This window comes from Vibrio sp. 10N.237.312.B06 (assembly GCF_041464685.1).
Taxonomy (GTDB): Bacteria; Pseudomonadota; Gammaproteobacteria; order Enterobacterales; family Vibrionaceae; genus Vibrio; species Vibrio tasmaniensis_A.
In genome coordinates this window covers 1-24,532 of record NZ_JBFSPI010000053.1, presented here as the reverse complement: position 1 = coordinate 24,532, position 24,532 = coordinate 1, and the positions used below count along the sequence as shown (strand labels likewise).

21 protein-coding genes are annotated in these 24,532 nt (G+C 44.2%); 14 read left to right on the top strand and 7 right to left on the bottom strand.

The genetic code is table 11. The annotated features are described in order from the left end of the window. The first annotated feature begins 66 nt into the window (after positions 1–66). On the top strand, positions 67–573 hold the full coding sequence (locus AB6C75_RS14910; RefSeq protein WP_009847330.1) for a DUF4442 domain-containing protein: 507 nt from the start codon (positions 67–69) through the stop codon (positions 571–573). 96 nt (positions 574–669) lie between these two features. Here the strand turns inward: AB6C75_RS14910 and fldA are convergent, their stop codons facing one another. The 3 genes from fldA to AB6C75_RS14895 all read right to left on the bottom strand — a co-directional run bounded on the left by fldA (position 670) and on the right by AB6C75_RS14895 (position 2,349). Next, complete coding sequence (gene fldA / locus AB6C75_RS14905; RefSeq protein WP_009847329.1) at positions 670–1,203, bottom strand: flavodoxin FldA; 534 nt, start codon at positions 1,201–1,203, stop codon at positions 670–672. Positions 1,204–1,260: 57 nt separating this feature from the next. Further along, positions 1,261–1,479 (bottom strand): DUF2788 domain-containing protein, encoded by a 219-nt coding sequence (locus AB6C75_RS14900; protein WP_009847328.1) that lies wholly within the window; start codon positions 1,477–1,479, stop codon positions 1,261–1,263. 108 nt (positions 1,480–1,587) lie between these two features. After that, the gene (locus AB6C75_RS14895; RefSeq protein ID WP_135384084.1) at positions 1,588–2,349 is read right to left on the bottom strand and encodes an alpha/beta fold hydrolase; all 762 of its coding nucleotides are present in this window, start codon (positions 2,347–2,349) and stop codon (positions 1,588–1,590) included. Positions 2,350–2,442: 93 nt separating this feature from the next. Here AB6C75_RS14895 and seqA point away from each other — a divergent pair, with 93 nt between their 5' ends. Continuing rightward, positions 2,443–2,982, top strand: coding sequence for a replication initiation negative regulator SeqA (gene seqA / locus AB6C75_RS14890; protein ID WP_009847326.1), 540 nt, complete (start codon positions 2,443–2,445; stop codon positions 2,980–2,982). An 89-nt stretch (positions 2,983–3,071) separates the two neighbouring features. Further along, complete coding sequence (gene pgm / locus AB6C75_RS14885) at positions 3,072–4,718, top strand: phosphoglucomutase (alpha-D-glucose-1,6-bisphosphate-dependent) (RefSeq protein WP_372108064.1); 1,647 nt, start codon at positions 3,072–3,074, stop codon at positions 4,716–4,718. Positions 4,719–4,839: 121 nt separating this feature from the next. On the opposite strand, the gene AB6C75_RS14880 is transcribed toward pgm, so the two are convergent. Beyond that, positions 4,840–5,598: a DUF1853 family protein gene (locus tag AB6C75_RS14880; protein ID WP_102250392.1), complete on the bottom strand. Its 759-nt coding sequence runs from the start codon at positions 5,596–5,598 to the stop codon at positions 4,840–4,842. A 106-nt stretch (positions 5,599–5,704) separates the two neighbouring features. Between AB6C75_RS14880 and AB6C75_RS14875 the strand changes: the two genes are divergently transcribed. Next, entirely contained in the window at positions 5,705–6,463 is a 759-nt protein-coding gene (locus tag AB6C75_RS14875) for a Nif3-like dinuclear metal center hexameric protein (protein ID WP_371695796.1), read from the top strand. 299 nt (positions 6,464–6,762) lie between these two features. Here the strand turns inward: AB6C75_RS14875 and AB6C75_RS14870 are convergent, their stop codons facing one another. Beyond that, the gene (locus AB6C75_RS14870; protein WP_004734217.1) at positions 6,763–8,052 is read right to left on the bottom strand and encodes a citrate synthase; all 1,290 of its coding nucleotides are present in this window, start codon (positions 8,050–8,052) and stop codon (positions 6,763–6,765) included. 414 nt (positions 8,053–8,466) lie between these two features. On the opposite strand from AB6C75_RS14870, the gene sdhC reads away from it, so the two are divergent. The 8 genes from sdhC (at position 8,467) to sucD (ending at position 18,085) form a co-directional block, all read left to right on the top strand. After that, positions 8,467–8,859, top strand: a complete 393-nt coding sequence (gene sdhC, locus AB6C75_RS14865; RefSeq protein WP_012604532.1) for a succinate dehydrogenase cytochrome b556 subunit — start codon at positions 8,467–8,469, stop codon at positions 8,857–8,859. Then, positions 8,853–9,200, top strand: a complete 348-nt coding sequence (gene sdhD / locus AB6C75_RS14860; protein ID WP_004734215.1) for a succinate dehydrogenase, hydrophobic membrane anchor protein — start codon at positions 8,853–8,855, stop codon at positions 9,198–9,200. Before sdhC ends, sdhD begins: the two co-directional genes overlap by 7 nt. Further along, the gene (gene sdhA, locus AB6C75_RS14855) at positions 9,201–10,967 is read left to right on the top strand and encodes a succinate dehydrogenase flavoprotein subunit (RefSeq protein ID WP_372108063.1); all 1,767 of its coding nucleotides are present in this window, start codon (positions 9,201–9,203) and stop codon (positions 10,965–10,967) included. Positions 10,968–10,979: 12 nt separating this feature from the next. After that, a complete protein-coding gene (locus tag AB6C75_RS14850) occupies positions 10,980–11,693 on the top strand; it encodes a succinate dehydrogenase iron-sulfur subunit (RefSeq protein WP_009847320.1) in 714 nt (237 codons plus the stop codon). 97 nt (positions 11,694–11,790) lie between these two features. Further along, complete coding sequence (gene sucA, locus AB6C75_RS14845) at positions 11,791–14,610, top strand: 2-oxoglutarate dehydrogenase E1 component (protein ID WP_009847319.1); 2,820 nt, start codon at positions 11,791–11,793, stop codon at positions 14,608–14,610. Positions 14,611–14,631: 21 nt separating this feature from the next. Further along, a complete protein-coding gene (gene odhB / locus AB6C75_RS14840) occupies positions 14,632–15,840 on the top strand; it encodes a 2-oxoglutarate dehydrogenase complex dihydrolipoyllysine-residue succinyltransferase (protein ID WP_009847318.1) in 1,209 nt (402 codons plus the stop codon). A 206-nt stretch (positions 15,841–16,046) separates the two neighbouring features. Continuing rightward, positions 16,047–17,213, top strand: a complete 1,167-nt coding sequence (gene sucC / locus AB6C75_RS14835; RefSeq protein ID WP_009847317.1) for an ADP-forming succinate--CoA ligase subunit beta — start codon at positions 16,047–16,049, stop codon at positions 17,211–17,213. Continuing rightward, positions 17,213–18,085 carry a succinate--CoA ligase subunit alpha gene (gene sucD, locus AB6C75_RS14830; RefSeq protein WP_372108062.1) on the top strand — a complete coding sequence of 291 codons (873 nt, stop codon included), beginning with the start codon at positions 17,213–17,215 and terminating at the stop codon, positions 18,083–18,085. Before sucC ends, sucD begins: the two co-directional genes overlap by 1 nt. 150 nt (positions 18,086–18,235) lie before the next feature. On the opposite strand, the gene znuB is transcribed toward sucD, so the two are convergent. Together znuB and znuC are read right to left on the bottom strand one after the other, a co-directional pair. Then, complete coding sequence (gene znuB, locus AB6C75_RS14825; protein WP_009847315.1) at positions 18,236–19,021, bottom strand: zinc ABC transporter permease subunit ZnuB; 786 nt, start codon at positions 19,019–19,021, stop codon at positions 18,236–18,238. After that, positions 19,021–19,800, bottom strand: a complete 780-nt coding sequence (znuC, locus tag AB6C75_RS14820) for a zinc ABC transporter ATP-binding protein ZnuC (protein ID WP_012604527.1) — start codon at positions 19,798–19,800, stop codon at positions 19,021–19,023. The genes znuB and znuC overlap by 1 nt, the downstream gene beginning before the upstream one ends. A gap of 83 nt (positions 19,801–19,883) precedes the next feature. Between znuC and znuA the strand changes: the two genes are divergently transcribed. Then, positions 19,884–20,768, top strand: a complete 885-nt coding sequence (gene znuA, locus AB6C75_RS14815) for a zinc ABC transporter substrate-binding protein ZnuA (protein WP_009847313.1) — start codon at positions 19,884–19,886, stop codon at positions 20,766–20,768. 246 nt (positions 20,769–21,014) lie between these two features. Then, complete coding sequence (locus tag AB6C75_RS14810; protein WP_372108061.1) at positions 21,015–24,401, top strand: helix-turn-helix domain-containing protein; 3,387 nt, start codon at positions 21,015–21,017, stop codon at positions 24,399–24,401. Positions 24,402–24,532: the final 131 nt, after the last annotated feature.

Below are 24,532 nucleotides of genomic sequence, written 5' to 3'. Positions count from 1 at the left end.
TCACTTATAGTGGAGGTACGACCAGCCAGGTGACGGTGTTTTTTGATATGAACATGGATTGTTGTTATGAATAAGCAACTCGCAAAAATATATAAACCTAATATTGTAAAATTTGCACTCAATATTTGGCCTCCCTTTTGGGGCTCGGGAATTCGAATAGCCCACATTAGCGCTGACTTTAGGGTTGTTAAGACTGTGCTCAAGTTGCGGTGGTGGAATAAGAACGCTAATCGGACTCAATATGGCGGCAGTATCTTTTCTCTTACCGATCCCGTTTACTCGTTAATGTTAATGGGGATTTTAGGTGAGCGATATTATGTTTGGGATAAAGAGGCGAGTATTAACTTTATCAAGCCTGGTCAATCCGACTTGTATGCAGACTTTGAGATAAGCCAAGGGCAACTTGAGGATATCTATCGTCAGACACAACTTGGTGAGAAGTGTTTCCCCGAATTTATCATCCACGTTAAAGATAAGCAGGGAAGTGTGGTTTCGGAAATTCAGCGAACTCTCTATGTGAGAAAGAAGCCACAATTTAGAGAGGATGACGAAGCATTAGAAGCTGAGTGTTGATTGATAAATATTGAATAGAAAAAAACCTCCTATAAGGAGGTTTTTTCATATCTACATAACGGTCATTAATTGTAACAATTAATGACCGCTAATGAATTAGTCTTCAAGCTCTGCTAGGCACATCTCTTCGTGGATTTGTTTAACCCAGTTAGATACACGCTCATCAGTCAGCTCAGGTTGACGGTCTTCATCGATACATAGACCAACGAACTGGCTGTCATCGCCTTCAACTAAACCTTTCGATGCTTCGAATTCGTAGCCTTCAGTTGACGTGTGACCTAGGATAGTACCGCCTTTTGCTTCAACGATATCACGGATAGTACCCATAGCATCGCAGAAGTATTCTGCGTAATCTTCTTGGTCGCCACAACCAAAAATAGCAACAAGCTTAGTTGAGAAATCAATAGCTTCTAGCTCAGGGAAAAAGTCATCCCAATCACATTGTGCTTCGCCGTAGTACCACGTAGGGATACCAAGCAGCAGCAGATCGAAGTTATCGATATCTTCTTTGCTGCTTTTTGCAATGTCTTGAACTTGAACGAGCTGCTTGCCCAATTGCTTTTGAATCATCTTAGCAACAGCTTCAGTGTTACCTGTATCGCTACCAAAGAAGAGACCTACACTTGCCATAGAATCATTACCTTTCATTTTGTCTGTTGTCGGTGTAATAAAGTTCGGAGGAAATCGTTAGATTCCAGTTCCTTCCCAGCTTAGTTGGATTATCCCTTTTGCGATAAAGCCTGCGCAGCCAAGGAAAAGTACTAACCATACGATACGACGACCAAATGCAGGAACATTTCCCTGCTTTAGAACGTCTTTAATTGCCATTCCGATTAGAAAGAAAATCGCGGCAAACAGAAGATCTAAACCAACAGATTCAATGATGTTCATGTAGTCGTAAAGCATGGGAACCTTATATACCAAATTTGCTTGGGCGCACTATATCACTGTTGTGAGATAAAGTTAATCTGCTGTGATTACACAGCTCTCATTTATATCGACTAATCAACCTATCTAAGTGATGAATTTTCTTATTGCACGGAGCACTTCAGCGGGCTTTTCCGCGTGTAGCCAATGTCCAGTATTGGCGATAACATGTGCCTTTGCGTTGGAAAACTGCTGTTGAACGGCGGTTTGATGTTCAGCCGTCAGGTAATCTGAGTCACCACCCTTGATTAGCAAGGTTTTGACCGAGGTTTTGTCAATCGGTTCCCAACCAATAATCTGTGGGTAGTTGTTTAATAGCGAGGCAACATTGAAACGCCATTCCATGATGCCTTGTTCTGATTTGAACAAAGATTTCGTTAAAAACTGGCGAACCCCATCAATTTCGATATGTTTTGCGAGGACCTTAAGCGCCTCTGAGCGTGATGTCGGTTTTTCTTCTATCACAGCTTGTAGGCCTGCGAATACGTTGTCGTGACGACTTTGGGTGTACGCGACTGGTGCCATATCTAAGACAATCAATTTATGCAGCGTCAGATGTTGTGTCAGTGCCATCGCTACCTTGCCACCCATCGAGTGACCAATCACAGTGACACCTTCTAACTCAAGATCATTCAGCAGTTGAGCCACATCTTGTGCCATAGCTTGATAATTATGAGTGTCATTATGGAAAGATTGGCCGTGGTTACGTAGATCGATGCTAAGTACCTGATGATCGGTTTTTAGATCCCTAGCGAGCAAGCCAAGGTTGTCCAAATTTCCGAATAATCCATGGATCAAAACAATGGTGTGACCCTCACCTTCAATTTTATAGTTGAGCTGTACTGACATTTTTATCTTATTCATGGTGGGTTTGACGTAGAGTATCCGCGCGGATCTCGCTATAATCCCTCAGAGTTTAAACATTGAGATTGTGAAAAGCGAATGAAAACAATTGAGGTTGATGAGGACCTATACCGTTTTATTGCGGGTCAGACAGAACGTATTGGCGAAAGCGCTTCAGATATTCTGCGCCGCTTGTTACTGGTTGATAACCAAGGCACGGTTCCGATCGAAGAGATCGTTGAGCCAAAAGGTATCGTTGTTAGCAAAGAGGTAGGCTTTACTCCAGAGAAGTTCGATGGCGTTAAAGAAATGCGCTCACTACTAATATCAGATGAGTTTGCATCACTAAAGAAAGCCATTGATCGTTTCATGCTTGTGTTATCAACACTGCATAAAATCGACCCTTTAAGCTTTTCAGAAGCAACTCAAGTAAAAGGCCGTAAGCGTGTTTACTTTGCAGACAACGAAGCGACATTGTTAGCAAACGGCAACACAACTAAGCCTAAAGCTATTCCACAAAGTCCTTTTTGGGTTATTACGAATAACAATACAAGCCGAAAAAGACAGATGGTTGAACAGCTTATGAGCCGCATGAGTTTCCAAGCAGAATTGATAGAAAAAGTAACAGGTTCAATTTAACGAAATCTGATTTAAACCTCATAATATCCATGGCTAAGAAGATATTATGAGGTTTTTTTGTTTTTAAATTTTATATAAGGATGTCGATAATGGCTATGCACCCTCGTGCCGGGCAGAAAGCTCTGCAGGAAGATCTTCATAATATCCCGGCTTTAGTTGCAAACTATTTCTTACAGCAACCGGATGCTACTAACCCAGATCATAAAGTACTGTTCGGTACTTCAGGTCACCGCGGTACAGCAGACAAATCAACATTTAATGAAAACCACATTCTAGCGATCGCACAAGCGGTTGTTGAGGTTCGTGCCGATCAAGGTACAACAGGACCACTTTTCTTAGGCAAAGATACTCACGCTCTATCTGAGCCTGCTTTTTCTACGGTTATTGAAGTGCTAGTTGCAAACGGCGTTGAAGTTATCGTTCAAGAAAACAATGGCTTTACTCCAACTCCAGGTATCTCGCACGCGATTCTTACGCATAACCTAGTGAATGACAAAAAAGCAGACGGCATTGTTATCACGCCTTCGCATAACCCACCACAAGACGGGGGTATTAAATACAATCCGACACACGGTGGCCCTGCTGAGGCTGAGCTAACTCAAGCGATTGAAGATCGTGCGAATGTGATCATTGCTGAGCAAATGCAAGGCGTTAAGCGCACTCCTATCGCACAGGCTAAACAGTCTGAGCTAGTGAAAGAAGTTGATTTAGTTGCTCCTTACGTTGCTGACTTGGTTAACGTTGTTGATATGGAAGCAATCCAGAAAGCAAACATCAAGATTGGTGTTGATCCACTGGGTGGTAGCGGTATTGATTACTGGCGTCAAATTGGCAAAGCGTACAACCTAGACCTGACTCTGGTCAGTGAAGCTGTTGATCCTTCGTTCCAATTTATGTCTCTAGACAAAGATGGTGTGGTTCGTATGGACTGTTCTTCTCCATACGCAATGGCAGGTTTACTGGCTCTTAAAGACGACTATCAACTAGCATTTGGTAACGACCCTGACTACGATCGCCACGGTATTGTTACGCCAAAAGGCTTGATGAATCCCAACCACTTCCTAGCAGTGTGTATTGATTACCTATACCGCAACCGTGAAGGTTGGGGTAAAGACGTTGCAGTGGGTAAAACACTGGTATCAAGTGCTCTGATTGACCGCGTTGTTGCTGACTTAGGTCGCGAGCTTTGCGAAGTGCCAGTGGGATTCAAATGGTTCGTTGATGGCCTATATAACGGTCAGTTTGGTTTCGGTGGTGAAGAGAGCGCGGGTGCATCTTTCTTACGTAAAGACGGAACGCCTTGGTCAACAGATAAAGATGGCCTAATTCTTTGCCTGCTTGCGGCTGAGATCACAGCAGTAACGGGTAAGAACCCACAAGAATACTACGAAGAGCTTGCTGCTAAACACGGTGAGTCTAAGTATAACCGTATTCAAGCGGTAGCAAATGGTGCACAAAAAGACGTACTTAAGAAGCTGTCTCCAGAGATGGTTTCTGCTGAGACGCTTGCTGGTGATGCAATTACTGCACGCCTAACGCATGCTCCAGGTAATGGCGCTGCGATTGGCGGCCTAAAAGTGACGACTGAGAACGGTTGGTTTGCCGCTCGTCCATCAGGTACTGAAGACATCTATAAGATCTACTGTGAAAGCTTTAAAGGCGAAGAGCACCTAAAAGCAATCGAAGCAGAAGCTCAAGAGATTGTTAATCAAGTATTTGCAGCCGCTGGCCTATAATCGAATACAGATTAGTAGAGTTACAAGGTAAATAGTGAAAGGGTTGATGTGAAAGCATCAGCCCTTTTTTATAGTTTGTGGATAAAGCGGCTAGGACTAAGTGGTTGAATAACTGAATAGATTATCCGTGTGGCCAACTTTGTGGCATCACAAACCAAAACTGCCCTGATTTAGTTTGTCCATGAACGAAGCGATCACCAAACTCGGTGATAGGCTCGCAGGTGAAATCATCAGTGCCCGCTGCCCATTGCTCTTTGGTGAGAGGGTAGAGCACTTCCGTAATTAAATGAGCTTGGTTTTGATAGCACCAAAAACCGTTTACTTGGCTCGAATTAATGTCATAGCCCAAACATTCAGTAGGTACTTTTTGATCTAAGAAGGGGTTGGTATATAGGCGACCCTGCATGAGGAGGTGCTTTGAGTCGACATCAATCTCTGGATATTGCTCAACAAAGGCCGTTGAAGACGACATACCCAGCTGGTGGCTCAACATACGATCGAGCTTCTTATCCAATTGATCATGAGAGTTTGGCCCAAACCATGTTTGTTCATGGAGCAGGTAAAACTTAATCGCCACTTCCCAATGTTGCAGTTTTTGGCTGCTCTCTTCTTCAAGAATAAAGTCGATTGCACCGAGAGTTCTACCTTCCACATTGATCTGAATCTCGTCGTGCTTTATCGAGTAATTCGGTGAGGCAACGATGACTTGTTCGCATAGATGCTGGTAGAGGAAACCTAATCTAGGATTACCATCATAAGTATGTGATGAGTCGATGGCATGGTGGCTAGAGAATGCACTGAGATCCGAAACCGGTGGCTTGATTTCTAGTAATGGCGGTGAGTCGATGACCCATTGGTAAAAACGTTGCAGTGCTGTCATCTGTTCCTCATAAACTAGCTCTTTATAAACATAACCCTGGGGCTTTCGACATTCTACCCGTAAATTGATATAACGACGTTATTATAAAGGTAAGCTGGAAATAAAAATGAATAACTTACAATTAGAAAAGCTACTTAACGAAAAACTGCAGCCACAGCAAATTAAAGATTACTGCCCGAATGGTTTACAGGTTGAAGGTGCGTCAGAAGTAAAGCGTATCGTTACTGGTGTCACGGCCTCTCAAGCCTTGATTGATAAAGCGGTAGAACTGAACGCAGACGCTTTGTTAGTCCATCACGGATTTTTCTGGAAAGGCGAGTCAGAAGCAATTCGTGGCATGAAGGGTAAGCGCATTCGTACCCTGATTAAAAACGACATCAACCTTTTAGGATACCATCTCCCACTAGATATCCACCCTGAGCTTGGTAACAACGCCAAGCTTGCAGAGTTGCTTGATATCGAAGTCGAAGGCGGTTTGGAAGGGCACCCACAATCTGTTGCGATGTTTGGCAAGTTGAGTGCACCAATGACGGGTGCAGAGTTTGCTGCAAAAATTGACCAAGTTCTAAATCGTAAACCACTGCATATCGCTCCAGAAAACCAAGTCAAAATGATTACGACTGTCGGTTGGTGCACTGGTGGTGGTCAAGACTACATTGAGTTAGCTGCGTCTCAAGGTATTGATGCGTTTATCTCTGGTGAAATTTCAGAGCGCACAACTTACTCAGCACGTGAACAAGACATTCATTACTTTGCCGCAGGCCACCACGCAACAGAACGTTATGGTGTGAAGGCATTAGGTGAGTGGCTAGCGAAAGAGCATGGCTTAGCTGTTGAGTTTATCGATATCGACAACCCGGTATAACAAGAAAATATGGGATGTAGGATACGAGTCACTATAAATTTGTACCCGTCGATGAGACTGGCTAGTTAGAACTCTAATGGATTTTATTTCGAGAGATCTCAAGTAATTCGTCATTCCCTAGACTGACGAAGGAAGGAGTAGGGAATCTCTAAAAGCTTGTCGATACAATTAGTGAGATCCCCAACCCGCTCGTCCCTCACTCTTGAGGATGACGGAGTTGAGAGCATATAAAAGAAAAGGGTTGATGTTAATACATCAACCCTTTTTGATTTTAATCGATTAGAAAAGTCGAAACTTTACTATTCGCGCTCGTGTAGAGCTTGGAAATCACGCTGTTCTTCACCAGTGTACAACTGACGAGGACGACCGATGCGGTTCGTCGGATCGCTGTGCATTTCGTTCCAGTGTGCAATCCAACCGATAGTACGAGACATCGCGAAGATTACTGTGAACATTGATACCGGAATACCGATCGCTTTCAGAATGATACCTGAGTAGAAATCTACGTTCGGGTATAGTTTCTTCGATACAAAGTACTCATCAGAAAGAGCTATGCGCTCAAGTTCCATTGCAACGTCAAGTAGTGGATCTTGAATGTTCAGCTCTTTAAGTACTTCGTGGCACGCTTCGCGCATTACCGTTGCACGCGGATCGTAGTTCTTGTAAACACGGTGACCGAAGCCCATTAAACGGAACGGGTCATCTTTGTCTTTTGCTTTTGCTACGTACTCTTCAATGTTGTCTACGCTACCGATCTCTTCAAGCATCATTAGACAAGCTTCGTTAGCACCGCCGTGAGCCGGACCCCACAAAGAAGCGATACCAGCAGCAATACAAGCAAATGGGTTTGCACCCGAAGAACCAGCTAAACGAACCGTTGACGTTGAAGCATTTTGTTCGTGATCTGCGTGTAACGTAAAGATTTTGTCCATTGCGCGAGCAACAACAGGGTTTACTTCATATTCTTCACATGGATTTGCATACATCATGTGCAGGAAGTTTTCTGCGTAGCCTAGGTCATTGCGTGGGTAGATAAACGGTTGACCGATAGAATATTTGTAACACATTGCAGCCAGTGTTGGCATTTTTGAAATTAGGCGGTATGCCGCAATTTCACGGTGTGTGTCGTTATTAACATCTAATGAATCATGATAGAACGCAGCAAGCGCACCTACCACACCACACATAACAGCCATTGGGTGAGCATCACGGCGGAAGCCGTGGAAGAAACTAGCAATTTGCTCATGAACCATGGTGTGACGCGTGACAGTCGTCTTGAACTCTTCGTATTGAGCTCGAGAAGGAGCTTCGCCGTATAAAAGAATGTAACAAACTTCTAAGTAATCAGCATTATTGGCCAGTTGATCAATTGGATAACCACGGTGTAGAAGGATACCTTTTCCACCGTCAATATAAGTGATTTGCGATTCACAAGATGCAGTGGCAAGAAAACCAGGATCAAAAGTGAAAAAACCATTAGAACCCAGTGTACGAACGTCGATGACTGGAGTACCAAGTACACCTTCTGTAATCGGCAATTCGATCGGCGCTTGACCTTCAATATGAAGGGTAGCTTTCTTATCCGCCATAACAATCTCCTTTGTTATTATTAATCCGTCCAGGATGTTTATGTGCCATTTTTTTACTGGTCTTACGTCAGAAAGTCAATTTTTCTGCAGCTTTGTGTGCACTTGTTAGTGTTTTTTACATTAAATTCGTTAAAAGTCTGTGCTGTGTAGCATTATTTGTTGCATCAATTGTATTAGAATGTTGCCAGCCGTATAGTGGCGCTGAAAAGTTTGGTTAAAACCTTATAAATGCAAGGCTAAGAAGAAATGTGAGGTGTCTTCGGAAACCTGGCTGTTAACAATTATTTTACAATTATCTAAGGCTCAACTTACGTTATTTGTTAAGTTAATGTTAAATTTTGAGGGTTTGCAATCAAATTTTGTCCATAACAATACATAAGGTTATTTAATGACCATCATGCTCAATGGAGCTGAGTGAGCGAGCCCGTGAAAGAAAGAAAGACAAGACCTGTTAATTTAGATTTACAGACCATCCACTTTCCTATCACAGCAATAGCTTCCATCCTACACCGTGTGTCTGGGGTGATTACTTTTGTTGCGATCGGAATTCTGCTTTGGTTACTATCCATTTCCCTCTCTTCCCCTGTAGGCTTTATGGAAGCTAGCGACATTGTCGACGGTTTCTTCGTGAAGTTTATTCTGTGGGGCATTTTAACCGCTTTGGCTTACCACATTGCTGGTGGTATTCGTCACCTTCTTATGGACCTTGGTCACTTTGAAGAGCTGGAATCTGGCGCTAAGAGCGCGAAGGTTGCATTCGCAGCAACAGCGGTATTGTCTCTACTAGCGGGGATCTTAGTATGGTAAACAACGTTTCTACTTTTGGTCGTAATGGTGTGCATGATTATCTATTGATTCGTGCAACAGCCATCATTATGACGCTTTACACTATCTACCTAGTGAGCTTTTGTGCTTTCTCAGGTGATATTTCTTACGCATCTTGGACGCAATTCTTTGGTGGTACTTTCACTAAAGTCTTCACCATGTTAGCGCTTACTTCAATTTTGGTTCACGCGTGGATCGGCTTGTGGCAAGTACTAACTGACTACATCAAATGTGCAAAATTGCGCGTTGGTCTTCAAGTCGGTGTTGTTGCGGTTCTTCTAGGATATTTCTTCTCTGGTCTGTTTATTTTGTGGGGTGCGTAAGTGACTATTCCTGTTCGTGAGTTTGATGCTGTAGTAATTGGCGCTGGTGGTGCTGGTATGCGCGCCGCGCTACAAATTTCTGAGCAAGGCCTATCTTGTGCGTTGCTTTCTAAAGTTTTCCCAACTCGTTCTCATACTGTATCTGCGCAAGGTGGTATCACCGTTGCTCTTGGTAATGCGCATGAAGATCACTGGGAGCAACACATGTACGATACGGTAAAAGGTTCCGATTACATCGGCGACCAAGATGCTATCGAATACATGTGTAAAAATGGTCCTGAGTCGGTTATCGAACTAGAAAAAATGGGTCTTCCATTTTCTCGTTTTGATAACGGTAGTATTTACCAACGTCCGTTTGGTGGCCAATCTAAGAATTTTGGTGGTGAGCAAGCGGCTCGTACCGCAGCGGCAGCCGACCGTACTGGTCACGCACTGTTACACACGCTTTACCAACAAAACATTAAACACAAAACGACGGTTTTCTCTGAGTGGTATGCACTGGATCTTGTTAAAAACGAAGATGGTGCAATCTTAGGTACTACCGCGCTTTGTATGGAGACGGGTGAGGTTTGCTACTTCAAAGCGAAGGCAACAATCCTTGCTACTGGTGGTGCTGGTCGTATTTACGCATCAACAACCAATGCTCACATTAACACTGGTGACGGTGTTGGCATGGCGATTCGTGCAGGCGTTCCAATGCAAGACATCGAAATGTGGCAGTTCCACCCAACGGGTATCGCTGGCGCAGGTGTTTTGGTAACAGAAGGTTGTCGTGGTGAAGGTGGTTACCTTCTCAATAAAGACGGCGAGCGCTTCATGGAACGTTATGCTCCGAATGCTAAAGATTTAGCTGGTCGTGATGTTGTAGCTCGTTCGATGATGGTTGAGATTCGTGAAGGTCGTGGTTGTGATGGTCCATGGGGTCCACACATCAAGCTGAAACTCGATCACCTAGGTAAAGAGACGCTTGAATCTCGTCTACCGGGTGTATGTGAGCTTTCTCGTACGTTCGCTCACGTTGATCCTGTTAAAGAACCAATTCCTGTAATCCCAACGTGTCACTACATGATGGGGGGTGTTCCTACACAGGTTTCTGGTCAAGCAATTAAACAAACTGAAGACGGTACAGACGTTGAAATTCAAGGTCTATTCGCTTGTGGCGAAATCGCTTCAGTATCAGTACACGGTGCAAACCGTCTAGGTGGCAACTCGCTACTTGATTTGGTTGTGTTCGGTCGTGCGACAGGTCTTCACCTTGGTGAGACTTTGAACAAACAAGCTGAAGCAAAACCTGCAACTGAAGCTGACATTGAACGTTCACTAGAGCGCTACAATCGTTGGGAAAACAGTACTGACGGTGAAGATCCTGCGGTAATTCGTAAAGACCTTCAGCTATGTATGCAGAACAACTTCTCTGTATTCCGTGAAGGTAAAGCGATGGCTGACGGCTTAGAAGAGCTGAAAGTGATTCGTGAGCGTCTTAAAAATGCACACCTTTCAGACAAGTCGACTGAGTTCAACACGCAACGTATTGAGTGTTTAGAGCTTGAAAACTTGATGGAAACGGCATTCGCAACCGCGGTTGCAGCAAACTTCCGTACAGAGAGTCGTGGAGCGCATGCTCGTTTCGACTTCCCAGATCGTGATGATGAGCAATGGCTATGCCATTCTCTGTACAACCCTGAATCAGAAAGTATGACTAAGCGTGGCGTGAACATGGAACCTATCCATCGTGAAGCATTCCCGCCGAAAGCACGTACGTACTAAGGAGATATGACCATGAAACTGAATTTCTCTTTATACCGTTACAACCCAGATGTGGACCAGAAACCTTACATGAAAGAGTACACCCTAGAGGTGGAAGAAGGCTCTGACATGATGCTTTTGGATGCGCTTATTCTTTTGAAAGAGCAAGATCCAACGATTTCATTCCGTCGTTCATGCCGTGAAGGTGTATGTGGTTCTGATGGTTTGAACATGAATGGTAAAAATGGATTGGCGTGTATCACGCCACTGTCTGCACTTTCTGGCCAAGATAAGATCGTAATTCGCCCACTTCCAGGTTTGCCTGTTGTGCGTGACTTAATCGTAGACATGACTCAGTTCTACGATAACTACGAAAAAGTTAAGCCGTTCTTAGTGTCTGATGGCAATGTGCCACCGGCTCGTGAAAACCTACAAAGCCCTGATGAGCGTGCTCATTTAGATGGTTTGTATGAATGTATTATGTGTGCATGTTGTACGACTTCATGCCCATCATTCTGGTGGAATCCAGATAAGTTCATCGGACCAGCAGGCCTACTTGCAGCATACCGTTGGCTAATAGATAGCCGAGATACGGCGACAGACGAACGTCTGTCCGATCTTGATGATGCATTTAGCGTTTTTCGTTGCCATGGCATCATGAATTGTGTAAGTGTTTGTCCTAAGGGATTAAATCCGACGAAAGCGATTGGTCACATTAAGACCATGCTAGTGAATCGTTCGGTTTAAGTTATATAAAAATTGCCGCCCTAGAAGTTTTGGGGCGGCCTTTTAATAGCTCGGCATAGACCGCAGCAAACGTGAAAACTACTGGTTAAGGGAAAATATGCACAACGGCGTGATGAAGGCATGGCTCGAGTCTTCACACTTGGCTGGCGCCAATGCAACGTACGTAGAAGAACTCTATGAACTGTATCTAAGTGACCCCGATTCGGTAAGTGACGAATGGAGAAGTGTTTTTGAAGAACTGCCTGTGCAAGCTTCAGAAGCAGTGGAACAACCACACTCTCGTGTTCGTGAATACTTCCGTCGACTCGCTCAAGAAACAAAGCATTACAGTGTCCAAGTTAGTGATCCAGATGTCGATGCGAAACAAGTAAAGGTTCTGCAACTTATTAATGCCTATCGATTCCGAGGGCATCAATCAGCAAATCTAGACCCCCTAGGTTTATGGGAAAGAGATACAGTCGCTGAACTGGATCCTTCTTTCCACACTCTTACCGAAGATGACCTCAATGAGACGTTTAACGTCGGCTCTTACGCTATTGGCCAAGAGACGATGGTGCTTCGAGATTTGTACAAATCTTTAAAGCAAACTTATTGTGGTTCGATTGGTGCTGAATACATGCACATGACTAACACAGAGCAAAAGCGTTGGATCCAACAACGTTTAGAGTCTGTTTCTGGTCAACCCTCTTTCGATAAAGAAGAAAAGCAAGCTTTCCTAGAAGAGCTAACGGCTGCTGAAGGTCTTGAGCGCTATCTTGGTGCTAAATTCCCAGGCGCAAAACGCTTCTCGTTGGAAGGTGGTGATGCGTTGATCCCAATGACGAAGGAAATTATTCGTCATGCTGGTGGACAAGGCATGCGTGAAGTTGTTGTTGGTATGGCTCACCGTGGTCGTCTAAACATGCTGGTCAATGTGCTTGGTAAAAAGCCACAAGACCTGTTTGACGAGTTTGCGGGCAAGCACAGCGATGACTCGTGGGGCACTGGTGATGTGAAATACCACCAAGGTTTCTCTGCGGATTTCGCAACCCCAGGCGGCAACGTTCACTTAGCACTTGCATTTAACCCATCTCACTTAGAAATCGTAAACCCGGTAGTTATCGGTTCAGTACGTGCTCGACAAGATCGTCTAGACGATAAAGACGGCAGCCGTGTACTTCCAATTACTATCCACGGTGATTCAGCTATCGCTGGTCAGGGTGTAGTGCAAGAGACGTTTAACATGTCTCAAGCGCGTGGTTTCTGTGTCGGTGGTACGGTTCGTATCGTTGTAAACAACCAAGTTGGTTTTACGACGTCTAACCCTCGCGATACACGTTCTACGATGTACTGTACAGATATCGCGAAGATGGTTCAGGCTCCGATTTTCCACGTTAATTCTGATGATCCAGAAGCGGTTGCGTTCGTAGCGCGTCTTGCATTGGATTACCGTAATACCTTCAAGCGTGATGTTGTTATTGATTTGGTTTGTTACCGTCGCCACGGTCACAACGAAGCCGATGAGCCGAATGCAACACAGCCTTTGATGTACCAAAAAATCAAGAAGCATCCAACACCACGTAAGCTTTACGCTGACGTGCTAATGGAGCGCGGTGAGTTTGGTATTGATACGGCAACTCAACTGGTTAACGAATATCGTGATGCACTTGATCACGGTGAAGTTGTGGTTAAAGAGTGGCGCCCAATGGCACTTCACTCTGTGGACTGGTCGCCTTATCTAGGTCATGACTGGAACATCGAGTGGGATAACAAGATTGATATCGAGCGCCTGAAAGAGCTTGGTACTAAACTTTGCCAATACCCAGACAGCCACAAGCTGCAAAGCCGAGTAAATAAACTGTACAACGATCGAACTGCCATGGTGAATGGTGAGAAACAAGTCGATTGGGGTATGGCTGAAACTCTGGCTTACGCAACACTTGTTGACGACGGTAAGCGTATTCGTATCTCTGGCCAAGATTCAGGTCGTGGTACGTTCTTCCACCGTCACTCAGTACTGCACAATCAATCAGATGCAAGCACGTATGTTCCTCTTGCGAACATTCATGATAAACAAGGGCCATTCCAAGTGTTTGACTCTGTGTTATCTGAAGAAGCGGTACTCGCATTTGAGTATGGTTATGCGACAGCAGAGCCAAGCGGTCTCACCCTTTGGGAAGCACAATTTGGTGATTTCGCAAACGGTGCACAAGTTGTTATCGACCAATTCATTTCATCAGGTGAGCAAAAGTGGGCACGTCTATGTGGTCTAACTATGTTGCTTCCTCACGGTTATGAAGGCCAAGGCCCAGAGCACTCTTCTGCGCGTCTAGAGCGTTACCTTCAGTTATGTGCTGAACAAAACATGCAGGTTGTTGTTCCTTCAACACCAGCTCAGGTTTACCACATGATTCGCCGTCAGGTTGTTCGACCAATGCGTCGTCCACTGATTGTAATGTCACCTAAGTCATTGCTTCGTCACCCTCTGTGTACATCTTCTCTTGAAGATTTGGCAGAAGGCACGTTCCAACCAGCTATCGCAGAAATTGATGATCTGGCTCCTGAGAACGTAAAACGCGTCGTGTTCTGTTCAGGTAAGGTTTACTTTGACCTGCTTGACCAAAGACGTAAGAACGAGCAAGACGATGTCGCTATTGTGCGTATTGAGCAACTTTACCCGTTCCCTTATGAGGACGTGAGAGCTGCAATCGCACAATACACAAATGTAGTCGATTACGTTTGGTGTCAAGAAGAGCCACAAAACCAAGGTGCTTGGTACAGTAGCCAACATAATTTCCGAGCTGCTATCCCAGTAGGTGCTGATATTCAATACGCAGGTCGTCCTGCATCAGCATCACCAGCTGTTGGCTATATGTCGGTACACTTGAAACAACAAAAGGCGTTAGTTGACGACGCTTTGACCCTACTTAAGAACTAGAAGTAAAAGGAAAATACGCACATGACAATTGAAATTCTGGTTCCAGATTTACCTGAATCTGTGGCTGATGCAACAGTTGCTACTTGGCACAAAAAACCGGGCGAAGCGGTTGCACGTGATGAAGTCATTGTAGATATCGAAACAGATAAAGTAGTTCTAGAAGTACCGGCTCCTGAAGCGGGTGTTCTGGAAGCTATCATCGAAGAAGAGGGTGCTACGGTACTTTCTAAGCAGCTTCTGGCTAAAATTAAGCCTGGTGCTGTCGCTGGTGAACCAACTAAAGACACGACTGAAGATACAGAAGCTTCTCCTGATAAACGCCACAAAGCGGCACTGACAGAAGAAAGCAACGACGCACTAAGCCCTGCTGTTCGTCGTCTTCTTGCAGAGCACAACCTACAACCAGCTGACGTTAAAGGCACTGGTGTTGGTGGTCGTATTACTCGTGAAGACATTGACGCACACCTTGCAGCAGCGAAAGCGGCTCCGGCAGCAGCCTCTGCACCAGCAGTTGAAGCGCCAGCAGCGGCTCGTAGCCAAAAACGCGTGCCTATGACTCGCCTACGTAAGACAGTTGCAAACCGTCTTCTAGAAGCGAAGAACAGCACAGCTATGCTGACTACTTTCAACGAAGTGAACATGAAGCCAATCATGGATCTTCGTAAGCAGTACAAAGACCAATTCGAGAAGCGTCATGATACGCGTCTTGGTTTCATGTCTTTCTACGTGAAAGCAGTAACAGAAGCACTGAAGCGTTTCCCAGAAGTGAACGCTTCTATCGATGGTACAGATATCGTTTACCACAACTACTTCGACATCAGCATGGCAGTATCAACGCCACGTGGTCTAGTAACTCCAGTACTGAAAGACTGTGACACACTAGGTTTCGCTGACATTGAAAAAGGCATCAAAGAGCTAGCAATCAAAGGCCGTGACGGCAAGCTAACTGTTGATGAGTTGATGGGTGGTAACTTCACTATCACGAACGGTGGTGTATTTGGCTCTCTAATGTCTACGCCAATCATCAACCCGCCTCAAGCGGCAATTTTGGGTATGCACAAAATCCAAGATCGTCCAATGGCTGTTGATGGCAAGGTTGAGATCTTACCAATGATGTACCTAGCGCTTTCTTACGATCACCGTCTAATCGACGGCCGAGAATCAGTTGGCTTCCTAGTGACAATCAAAGAGCTCCTAGAAGATCCTGCACGTCTGCTATTAGACGTTTAGTATCTCTAAAACGTCTAGTTAACCCGGTTAGCTAGACGTAAAAAGTTTCAAAGGCTAGGCTGCTCAACGTCTGGCCTTCAATTGAACTGTAAAGCCATTAGAAAATGGACAGCAGTTGATTTGAGAAGACCCTACAGACGTACCACAGGAAACTGTGTCGTTATGGAAATAATAATCCCTTAAGGGAAAATAAACGGAATATCAAAATGAATTTGCATGAATACCAAGCCAAACAGCTGTTTGCAGAATTCGGTTTGCCTGTACCAGAAGGTTTCGCATGTGATACAGCACAAGAAGCTTTCGAAGCTGCAGGTCGTATCAGTACAGCCAAGAAAGTCGTTAAGTGTCAAGTACACGCTGGTGGTCGCGGTAAAGCGGGCGGCGTAGAGCTACATGACACCAAAGAAGGCGTTAAAGAGTTTGCACAAAAGTGGCTAGGTAAAAACCTAGTGACTTACCAAACAGACGCTAATGGTCAACCTGTAACAAAGATCCTAGTTGAAGAAGCATCGAACATTGCTAACGAACTTTACCTAGGTGCTGTTGTTGACCGTGCAACGCGCAAAATTGTATTCATGGCGTCAACTGAAGGCGGCGTGGACATTGAGAAAATCGCTGAAGAAACTCCAGAGTTGATTCACCAATCAGCGATCGATCCTCTAGTGGGCCCTCAAGCTTACCAAGGCCGTGAACTTGCGTTCAAACTTGGTCTAGTTGGCGATCAAATTAAACAGTTCGTTAAGATCTTCATGGGTCTTGGCCAAATGTTCTCTCAGTACGACCTAGCTCTACTAGAAATCAACCCGCTTGTAATCACTGGCGAAGGCAACCTGCTTTGTCTAGACGGCAAGATCAACATTGACTCAAACGCAATGTACCGTCAGCCAAAGCTTCGTGAAATGCACGATCCTTCACAAGAAGACGAGCGTGAAGCGCACGCAGCTCAGTGGGAACTGAACTACGTAGCACTTGATGGCAACGTTGGCTGTATGGTTAACGGTGCAGGCCTTGCGATGGGTACGATGGATATCGTAAACCTACACGGCGGCAAGCCAGCAAACTTCCTTGATGTAGGCGGCGGCGCGACAAAAGAGCGTGTAGCTGAAGCATTCAAGATCATCCTTTCTGATGACAATGTTAAAGCAGTACTCGTAAACATTTTCGGTGGCATCGTTCGTTGTGACATGATCGCTGAAGGTATTATTGGTGCAGTTAAAGAAGTTGGCGTAACAGTTCCTGTAGTTGTTCGTCTAGAAGGTACAAACGCAGACCTAGGTCGTGAAGTACTTGCTAATTCTGATGTTGATATCATTGCTGCTGTATCTCTAACAGATGCTGCTCAGAAAGTTGTTGCTGCTGCGGAGGCTAAATAATGTCTGTATTAATTAACAAAGACACTAAAGTAATCTGTCAGGGTTTCACTGGCGGTCAAGGTACATTCCACTCAGACCAAGCTATCGCATACGATACGAAAATGGTTGGTGGTGTTTCACCTGGTAAAGGTGGTCAAACTCACCTAGGCCTTCCAGTATTCAACACAGTACGTGAAGCCGTAGAAGTGACTGGCGCAACAGCAACAGTTATCTACGTACCAGCACCTTTCTGTAAAGATGCAATCCTAGAAGCGATTGATGCAGGTATCGAACTGATCGTAACGATCACTGAAGGTATCCCTACTACAGACATGATCGACGTTAAAGTGAAGCTAGAAGAAACTGGCGTTCGCATGATCGGTCCTAACTGTCCAGGTCTTATCACTCCAGACGAGTGTAAGATTGGTATCATGCCTGGCCATATCCACAAGAAGGGTAAAGTAGGTATCGTATCTCGTTCAGGAACTTTGACGTACGAAGCAGTTAAGCAAACAACAGATGAAGGCTTTGGTCAGTCTACATGTGTTGGTATCGGTGGTGACCCTATTCCAGGTTCAAACTTCATTGATATCCTAAAACTTTTCCAAGAAGACCCAGAGACTGAAGCAATCGTAATGATTGGTGAGATCGGTGGTACTGCGGAAGAAGAAGCAGCTGAGTTCATCAAAGCAAACGTAACTAAGCCAGTTGTATCTTACATCGCTGGTGTTACTGCTCCTCCGGGTAAACGTATGGGCCACGCTGGCGCAATCATCTCTGGCGGTAAAGGTACTGCTGAAGATAAATTCGCAGCACTAGAAGCAGCAGGCGTTAAGACTGTTAAGTCTCTTGCTGACATCGGTAAAGGCCTACGTGAAATCACGGGTTGGTAATCAGCTGGCTTTTATCTAACGAGATAGAAGTTAACTGAATGATATTAAAAAGGCTTGGTCACTGACCAAGCCTTTTTTGTATGTTTTCAATGATACGAGATACGAGATACGAGATACGAGATACGAGATACGAGATCGTACTGATAAGTGCTAAGCTCGGCTTCTAACCATTTGAGACAGCATAAACATTGCCGCAGCACTAATCACAACAGACGGGCCAGCTGGTGTGTCATAGAACCAAGACAAGCTCAATCCTCCGAACACAGCGATAGAACCAATTACCGATGCAAGGAATGCCATTTGTTCGGGGGTATTGGCGAACTTTCTTGCCGTTGCTGCCGGAATGATAAGTAGTGAGGTCATGATTAACGCACCAACAAATTTCATACCTACCGCAATCACGATCCCAACCAATAGCATCAAAATAAGACGCATTAAATCAATGTTGATGCCATCAACCGCTGCGAGATCTTCGTTAACGGTCGTCGACAATAGTGGTCGCCAAAAAATAGCAAGTACCACTCCAATCACGGCAGCACCCGCATAGATGAATACCAAATCTGTCGGAGACACTGCAAGCAAGTCACCAAATAGGTAGCTCATTAGGTCAACACGAACGTTATCTAAGAAACTCACGGCGACAAGACCCAAAGACAGAGCGCTGTGCGCCAAAATACCGAGTAGGGTATCGGTCGCGACTAGCTTTTGTTTTTGTAAAGTCACTAGCAACACAGCCAGCATCAAACAACAAATCAGCAGCGCGAAATACAAGTTAATGTTGAACAGAAAGCCAAGTGCTAAGCCCATCAAAGAAGCGTGAGCAAGCGTGTCACCAAAGTAAGCCATCTTGCGCCACACCACGAATGAACCTAGTGGCCCCGCGATTAGAGCAATGCCCAAGCCAGCTAAAATAGAGGGAAGAAGAAACTCAAGCATTAGTGGTGTCCGTGTTTATGGTTTGAACATTCATGCACGTCGCCTTCGACAGGCTGTCCTGCGAGATCATGATGGTGATGTTCGTGTTGGTGGTGATAAAAGGCTAAGGTCTCTTGGGTCGCGGTGCCAAAAAGTGCGATATAAGAGGGGTGGTGTTTGATGTCTGCCGGTGCGCCTGAACAGCAGATATGGTGATGCAAACAGATAACATCGTCTGTTTTTGCCATCACTAAATGCAGATCGTGTGAAACCATAAATACGGCACAACCAAAACGGTGGCGAATGGTATCGATCAGGTCGTACAGGTCTATTTGGCCTTGTACATCAACACCTTGTGCGGGTTCATCAAGAACCAGTAGATCGGGTCTTCTTAGCAATGAACGAGCAATTAGCACACGTTGGTTTTCACCGCCAGATAGTTGGTGCATGTTGCTCTTTTGTAGATGTTCAGCACCAACGAGCTTCAATGCTTCAAGGATCTCTTGCTGACTGAACTTACCAGTGAGCTTTAGAAAACGTTCTACATTGAGCGGTAGTGAATCATTGAGCTTTAATTTTTGTGGTACATAGCCAATTTTCAGTTTTTTAGCTTTTGTTATTGTGCCTGAAAATTTGGTCTGTAAACCTAATACCACTTTTACTAATGTCGACTTTCCTGCACCGTTTGGCCCAATCAGGGTGGTGATTCTGCCGCGCTCTAAATTTAGAGAGATGTTATCTAGAACTTTTCGACCGTCAAATTCGACGCTCACAGAATCTAGTTGGATTAAATTATCCATGAATAGAACTCATTTGCAATTCGCTAATGTTATAATGTAACATTTACATCAAGCCTAAGCTACTTTTCTATTAACGAGGAATTATGTCACGTTCATCTTTTATACTTGCTACTTTGCTTTTAGCGCCAAGTGTTGCAAGTGCCAATACTATTCTAACAAGCTTCAAACCAATTCAAATGATTGTGACAGAATTAACGCAGGGCGTTAGTGAACCTGATGTGTTGATGAACAGCAATGCTTCGCCGCACGATTATGCGCTTAAGCCATCGGATGTCAAAAAAGTTCATAGTGCCGATATGGTGATCTGGTTTGGCCCTGACCTAGAAGCTTTTTTGACAAAGGTGATTGGTTCTAAAGAAAACGTTATCAAGATCAGTGAGATTCCGGGGATTAACTTGAGAGAGTTTGGACATGAAGACCACGATGCTCATGAAGGGCACAACCATGGTAGCCATGACCCGCATTTTTGGTTGGGTATCGATCAAGTCGAGGTAGCGGCAAAATATATCTCAGCTAAGCTAATTGAGTCAGACTCTGATAACGCCATGGCGTATCAAGAGAACCTAGATTCATTCTTGATTGCTTTGAAAGAAAAGCAGCAGGCGATTCATGAACAACTCGCGCCAGTGAAAGACAAAGGCTACTACGTATTCCATGACGCGTATGGCTACTTCGAACAAGAATTTAAGTTGAATAATCTAGGTCACTTTACGGTTAGCCCTGAGCGTAAACCTGGCGCAAAAAGTCTGATAGCTATCAAGAAGACTTTGGTGCGTGAAAATGTTCAATGCGTATTTTCAGAGCCTCAATTTACACCAGCGGTGATTGAATCGGTGACTCGTGGAAGTAACGCTAAACAAGGACAACTTGATCCTGTCGGTTCGCAGGTTGAAGTGAAGAGTGGAAGCTATTTTGATTTTCTTCAGCAGCTTACAGATAGTTACACAAGTTGCTTGAGTGGAATGTAATCAATATTGAGTATTCTTTACGACACTTTGCTCTCGTTAATTGATGAATCATGCCGCTTTTTGCGGCATTTTCGTGACCGCTAAGATAAAACCTTCCAACAAATATCAAACCTCCTTTCTCCTTTGTCAATTTCAGCTAAAATAGAAAGATAATAATAAGCACAAAAAAACTCACTTTTTGGTTAATCAGCAACAAGCGCTGTGAGAACCAATATTTCATGTGTTGTTGCTGTTCAGGATTAAAAGTTGTATCGAATTATTTTCAAAATGTTCATCTTAATGAGCATTTCATTTAGCGTTCTTGCGGTAAATACATCACCCTCCGTTTTCTACCCTTTGCCCGTTCAAGCACAAGGGAACTTCCTTGCGGCAAAAAATCTGTACTTAGGTGAAGGTGGCGGACTCTGGGTTCATGATGTGCATGGAAAAATACTTTTTTATGATGGCAGAACCCTATTCCCTCGAAAAGGTAGCCTTTTGCAATTTTCTTCAGAGAAAGTCGCGTTTCTTAACGATGAGTTTTGGACTTTCTTTGATAATGAGGTGTACCGACATAGCCCAGGAATCGGTAATGCACTTGCATTTAGTCTAAGCCCGGGGGCTGAGATCGCGAATATCGGTGCTTCCGGTGATTATATTTGGGTTACTGATAGCAGTAATTTCTATACGTACAATACTCAATCTTTAGAATTTAGCACTTACTCGCTTCTAAAATTGTATCGGTACAACAATAGCAGCGATATTACGATTAACGATGCTGAGCGGGTGCTGTCAAAATGGGTGCTTGCGACCAGCTCCGGAGTGTACCTTTCTGATAGCCAAGAATTTACTCATATCGCTGCATCAGAAAAAAATCATATAGAGACGCTGTATTTTTCGATGGCAAGACGTGAGTTAGTCATTGGTACATTGAATGGTGCAGTGATTATAGATCTTGCAAATCCTAAGAAAGAAAGGTGGGTGCGTGGTTCGCATGTTCTTTCTCTCGCTGAAACAACCGATCAATACTGGATTGGGACTGAGCATGGTCTTATCAGCTACAACTTTATTACGGGGCAAATTACACGATTTGAACAAGCCGATAATCAAGACTTTTCGTTACCGGGTGAAAAAATATATTCGTTAATTAACGACCATGCTGGTGGAATGTGGGTCGCGACCAATAACGGAATTCGATACTTTTCACTGTTCAGCCGGACATTCTCAAGAACGCCATTAACGGGAATGGGGATGCACTCGAGTAGTGTGGTGATAAACAAAGTACAGCTTGTTCGCGATCAACTGTCTTGGGTTGCTTCTTCCAGAGGTCTCTATTTGGTTGATTCTCAAAGTGAAGATAACCCCGTTCGTGTTTACTCTAACCCAGTACAGGACTTTGAGTTCTTTGGTTCTTCAATTTGGTTGGCGACTGCAGAAGGTATTATTAGTTTCAACACTGATACGTTAGAGGCTGAAAAGGTCGATCTACCAAGAGCGATTGAAGGTGTACCCGTTGAAAACTTTGCACTTGAAGCGAATAACATGCTTTGGATGACCTCGGGACAAAACCTTTATTCGTTATCTATCGAAACCAATAAGTTGACAAGTTATGGTACCGACTGGTTAGTCGATAAATTTTTGCCAGCAAAGATCACCGCTCTCAATATAGGTTTACAAGGTCGTATTTATGTTGGTACTGATCACGGATTCTACTCTTTTCTTGATGAGAGAATTAGCTTTAGTCATTCAAGCGAGCGGCTTGGCAAAGTGGTCGATATTGAAAAAGCAAAAGATGGATCCCAGTGGTTTGCGAGTAGCTATGGTGTGTATCGAATCCCTAATAACAGTTCTATTATTCAAGAGGTCACTCTTGTTGAGGAAAATATCAGTCCTAAATGTTTAATTAGCGATGATAATGGGATGTGGTTAGGCTCTTCGAAAGGTATTAGCTATTACGGATTGGATGGGCAACTGCATAAACATATCGGCTCACCATTTGGCTTGATCACCAATGAATTGGCTGCAGGTGCGTGTGCTCTGTTTTACAGCGAAGGTAGCCAGTCTACTAGGCTTATCTTCGGCTCAAGATATGGCGTGGTGAGTGCATTAGCTAATGAGCTATTGGTATCAACAACACCTCATAGCCGTGCATTGCTGAGCAAGATAAGTGTCGACCATCAGATAGTATCACTTGGTGGCAAGACAGCTGATTTAGATGAAATTCCTTATGGCTCATCAATCGGTTTTAAGATTGGAATTTTACCAGCGACATACACACCTGCAATGGAGTATCGACTCAGCGACAACGAACCTTGGAGTGAGTTTGAAGGGGGGTTACTAACACTCGATCACCTTCTTCCTGGGGACTATACGTTGGAAGTGAAACCCGTTAAAGACTCCCATTATCGCTTTACGTCAACGAACCAAAGCTTCTCTATTGCGGAACCTTGGTATCTGAGTAATTGGGCAGCAGCAAGCTCTCTTATATTACTTATCTGTGTCGTGACTGCTTTGGTTTTTTGGCGATCACGTTACGTTACTTTCGCCAATAGGCACTTAAAGGCGCAAGTTGCATTAAAGACAGATCAACTGAGGCATCAAAGCCGAATACTACTAACGACTAATCAACAGCTTAAAAAACAGTTGTCAGTTAAGAGTGCTCTTGTCACACATACTGCTAATGAACTCTCTTCTGAAGTTAATCATATCGCAGCTATGATCCCAAATTGGAATGATGAACAAGGTAAGTCGCCAATATTGACATTGAAAAATGGCTTGGCTCAGTTGAGTAACACGCCACAAGGGAAGGGAAAGGTTTGTTACGATATAATTTTAATCTTAGAAGCTGTACTCAAAGCTTGGCAGGACGATTTAGCCAAAGCCGGTATTGAACTGGATATTAAAGTTGACACTAAACAACGACATGTCTCCTTGCTGTATTTTAACCTTGATATTATTTTCAACAGTCTAGTCGCTAGCATCATTAAGAGAAATTTTAAGTCACAGAGTATGGTGGTATTGGTTGAAGAGGTTAAAGAGCACCTTGTTGTGACGATTCGAGACCATGGAATGCCTTTCCCAAAATTGACTTCAAGCATTAATGATAATACTGGAAAGTCGACCGACCTAAACATCGAAAAGTTGCCATTATTGATGAACCAGAGCGGTGGTGAACTGAATGCTTTTGTCTCGGACTCTCAAAATAAGGTGCAGCTTTCGTGGCCGATTGAATATCAAGTGTTAGATAATTTGGAAGCTAGTACAATTGAACAGATTGAGACCATTAAACTTACAGTTTCAGCGACGGAGCAACAAAGGTTAAGTGCTGAGCAAGAGTGGAAAAACAGAGTGTCACAGCTTGTAAGTGAAAACTACGCCGATGCAGAGTTCAGTACTGCAAATGCCGCTAAGTACTTGTTCATGTCAGAGAGAAGCTTACAGAGACGTTTTAAATCGGCTTACAACAAGACCTTTAAAGAGCATTTGAATGAAGTACGTTTGGAGCATGCGTGCGAGCGGCTACTTGCGGGAGAGAGGATTTCAGACGTCGCGTTTGATTCTGGTTTCAATGACCCTTCCTATTTCAGTCAAAGGTTTAAACATCACTTTGGTATGTCGCCATCTAAGTTTGCTGAAAACAACGAAGAGCAGTGAACTAGGGACGTCCAGTGACAATATAGATAAAGATACTTTGAGCCTCGACATTCGTGTTGGGGCTTTTTTATGCTTCTACGAGATACGAGATACGAGATACGAGATACGAGATACGAGATACGAGATACGAG

Excerpts from the sequence above, each read along its gene's own strand:
- AB6C75_RS14910 (WP_009847330.1), top strand. The coding sequence starts at position 67 with ATGAATAAGCAACTCGCAAAAATATATAAACCTAATATTGTAAAATTT.
- fldA (WP_009847329.1), bottom strand. The coding sequence starts at position 1,203 with ATGGCAAGTGTAGGTCTCTTCTTTGGTAGCGATACAGGTAACACTGAA.
- AB6C75_RS14900 (WP_009847328.1), bottom strand. The coding sequence starts at position 1,479 with ATGCTTTACGACTACATGAACATCATTGAATCTGTTGGTTTAGATCTT.
- AB6C75_RS14895 (WP_135384084.1), bottom strand. The coding sequence starts at position 2,349 with ATGTCAGTACAGCTCAACTATAAAATTGAAGGTGAGGGTCACACCATT.
- seqA (WP_009847326.1), top strand. The coding sequence starts at position 2,443 with ATGAAAACAATTGAGGTTGATGAGGACCTATACCGTTTTATTGCGGGT.
- pgm (WP_372108064.1), top strand. The coding sequence starts at position 3,072 with ATGGCTATGCACCCTCGTGCCGGGCAGAAAGCTCTGCAGGAAGATCTT.
- AB6C75_RS14880 (WP_102250392.1), bottom strand. The coding sequence starts at position 5,598 with ATGACAGCACTGCAACGTTTTTACCAATGGGTCATCGACTCACCGCCA.
- AB6C75_RS14875 (WP_371695796.1), top strand. The coding sequence starts at position 5,705 with ATGAATAACTTACAATTAGAAAAGCTACTTAACGAAAAACTGCAGCCA.
- AB6C75_RS14870 (WP_004734217.1), bottom strand. The coding sequence starts at position 8,052 with ATGGCGGATAAGAAAGCTACCCTTCATATTGAAGGTCAAGCGCCGATC.
- sdhD (WP_004734215.1), top strand. The coding sequence starts at position 8,853 with ATGGTAAACAACGTTTCTACTTTTGGTCGTAATGGTGTGCATGATTAT.
- AB6C75_RS14850 (WP_009847320.1), top strand. The coding sequence starts at position 10,980 with ATGAAACTGAATTTCTCTTTATACCGTTACAACCCAGATGTGGACCAG.
- sucA (WP_009847319.1), top strand. The coding sequence starts at position 11,791 with ATGCACAACGGCGTGATGAAGGCATGGCTCGAGTCTTCACACTTGGCT.
- odhB (WP_009847318.1), top strand. The coding sequence starts at position 14,632 with ATGACAATTGAAATTCTGGTTCCAGATTTACCTGAATCTGTGGCTGAT.
- sucC (WP_009847317.1), top strand. The coding sequence starts at position 16,047 with ATGAATTTGCATGAATACCAAGCCAAACAGCTGTTTGCAGAATTCGGT.
- sucD (WP_372108062.1), top strand. The coding sequence starts at position 17,213 with ATGTCTGTATTAATTAACAAAGACACTAAAGTAATCTGTCAGGGTTTC.
- znuB (WP_009847315.1), bottom strand. The coding sequence starts at position 19,021 with ATGCTTGAGTTTCTTCTTCCCTCTATTTTAGCTGGCTTGGGCATTGCT.
- znuC (WP_012604527.1), bottom strand. The coding sequence starts at position 19,800 with ATGGATAATTTAATCCAACTAGATTCTGTGAGCGTCGAATTTGACGGT.
- znuA (WP_009847313.1), top strand. The coding sequence starts at position 19,884 with ATGTCACGTTCATCTTTTATACTTGCTACTTTGCTTTTAGCGCCAAGT.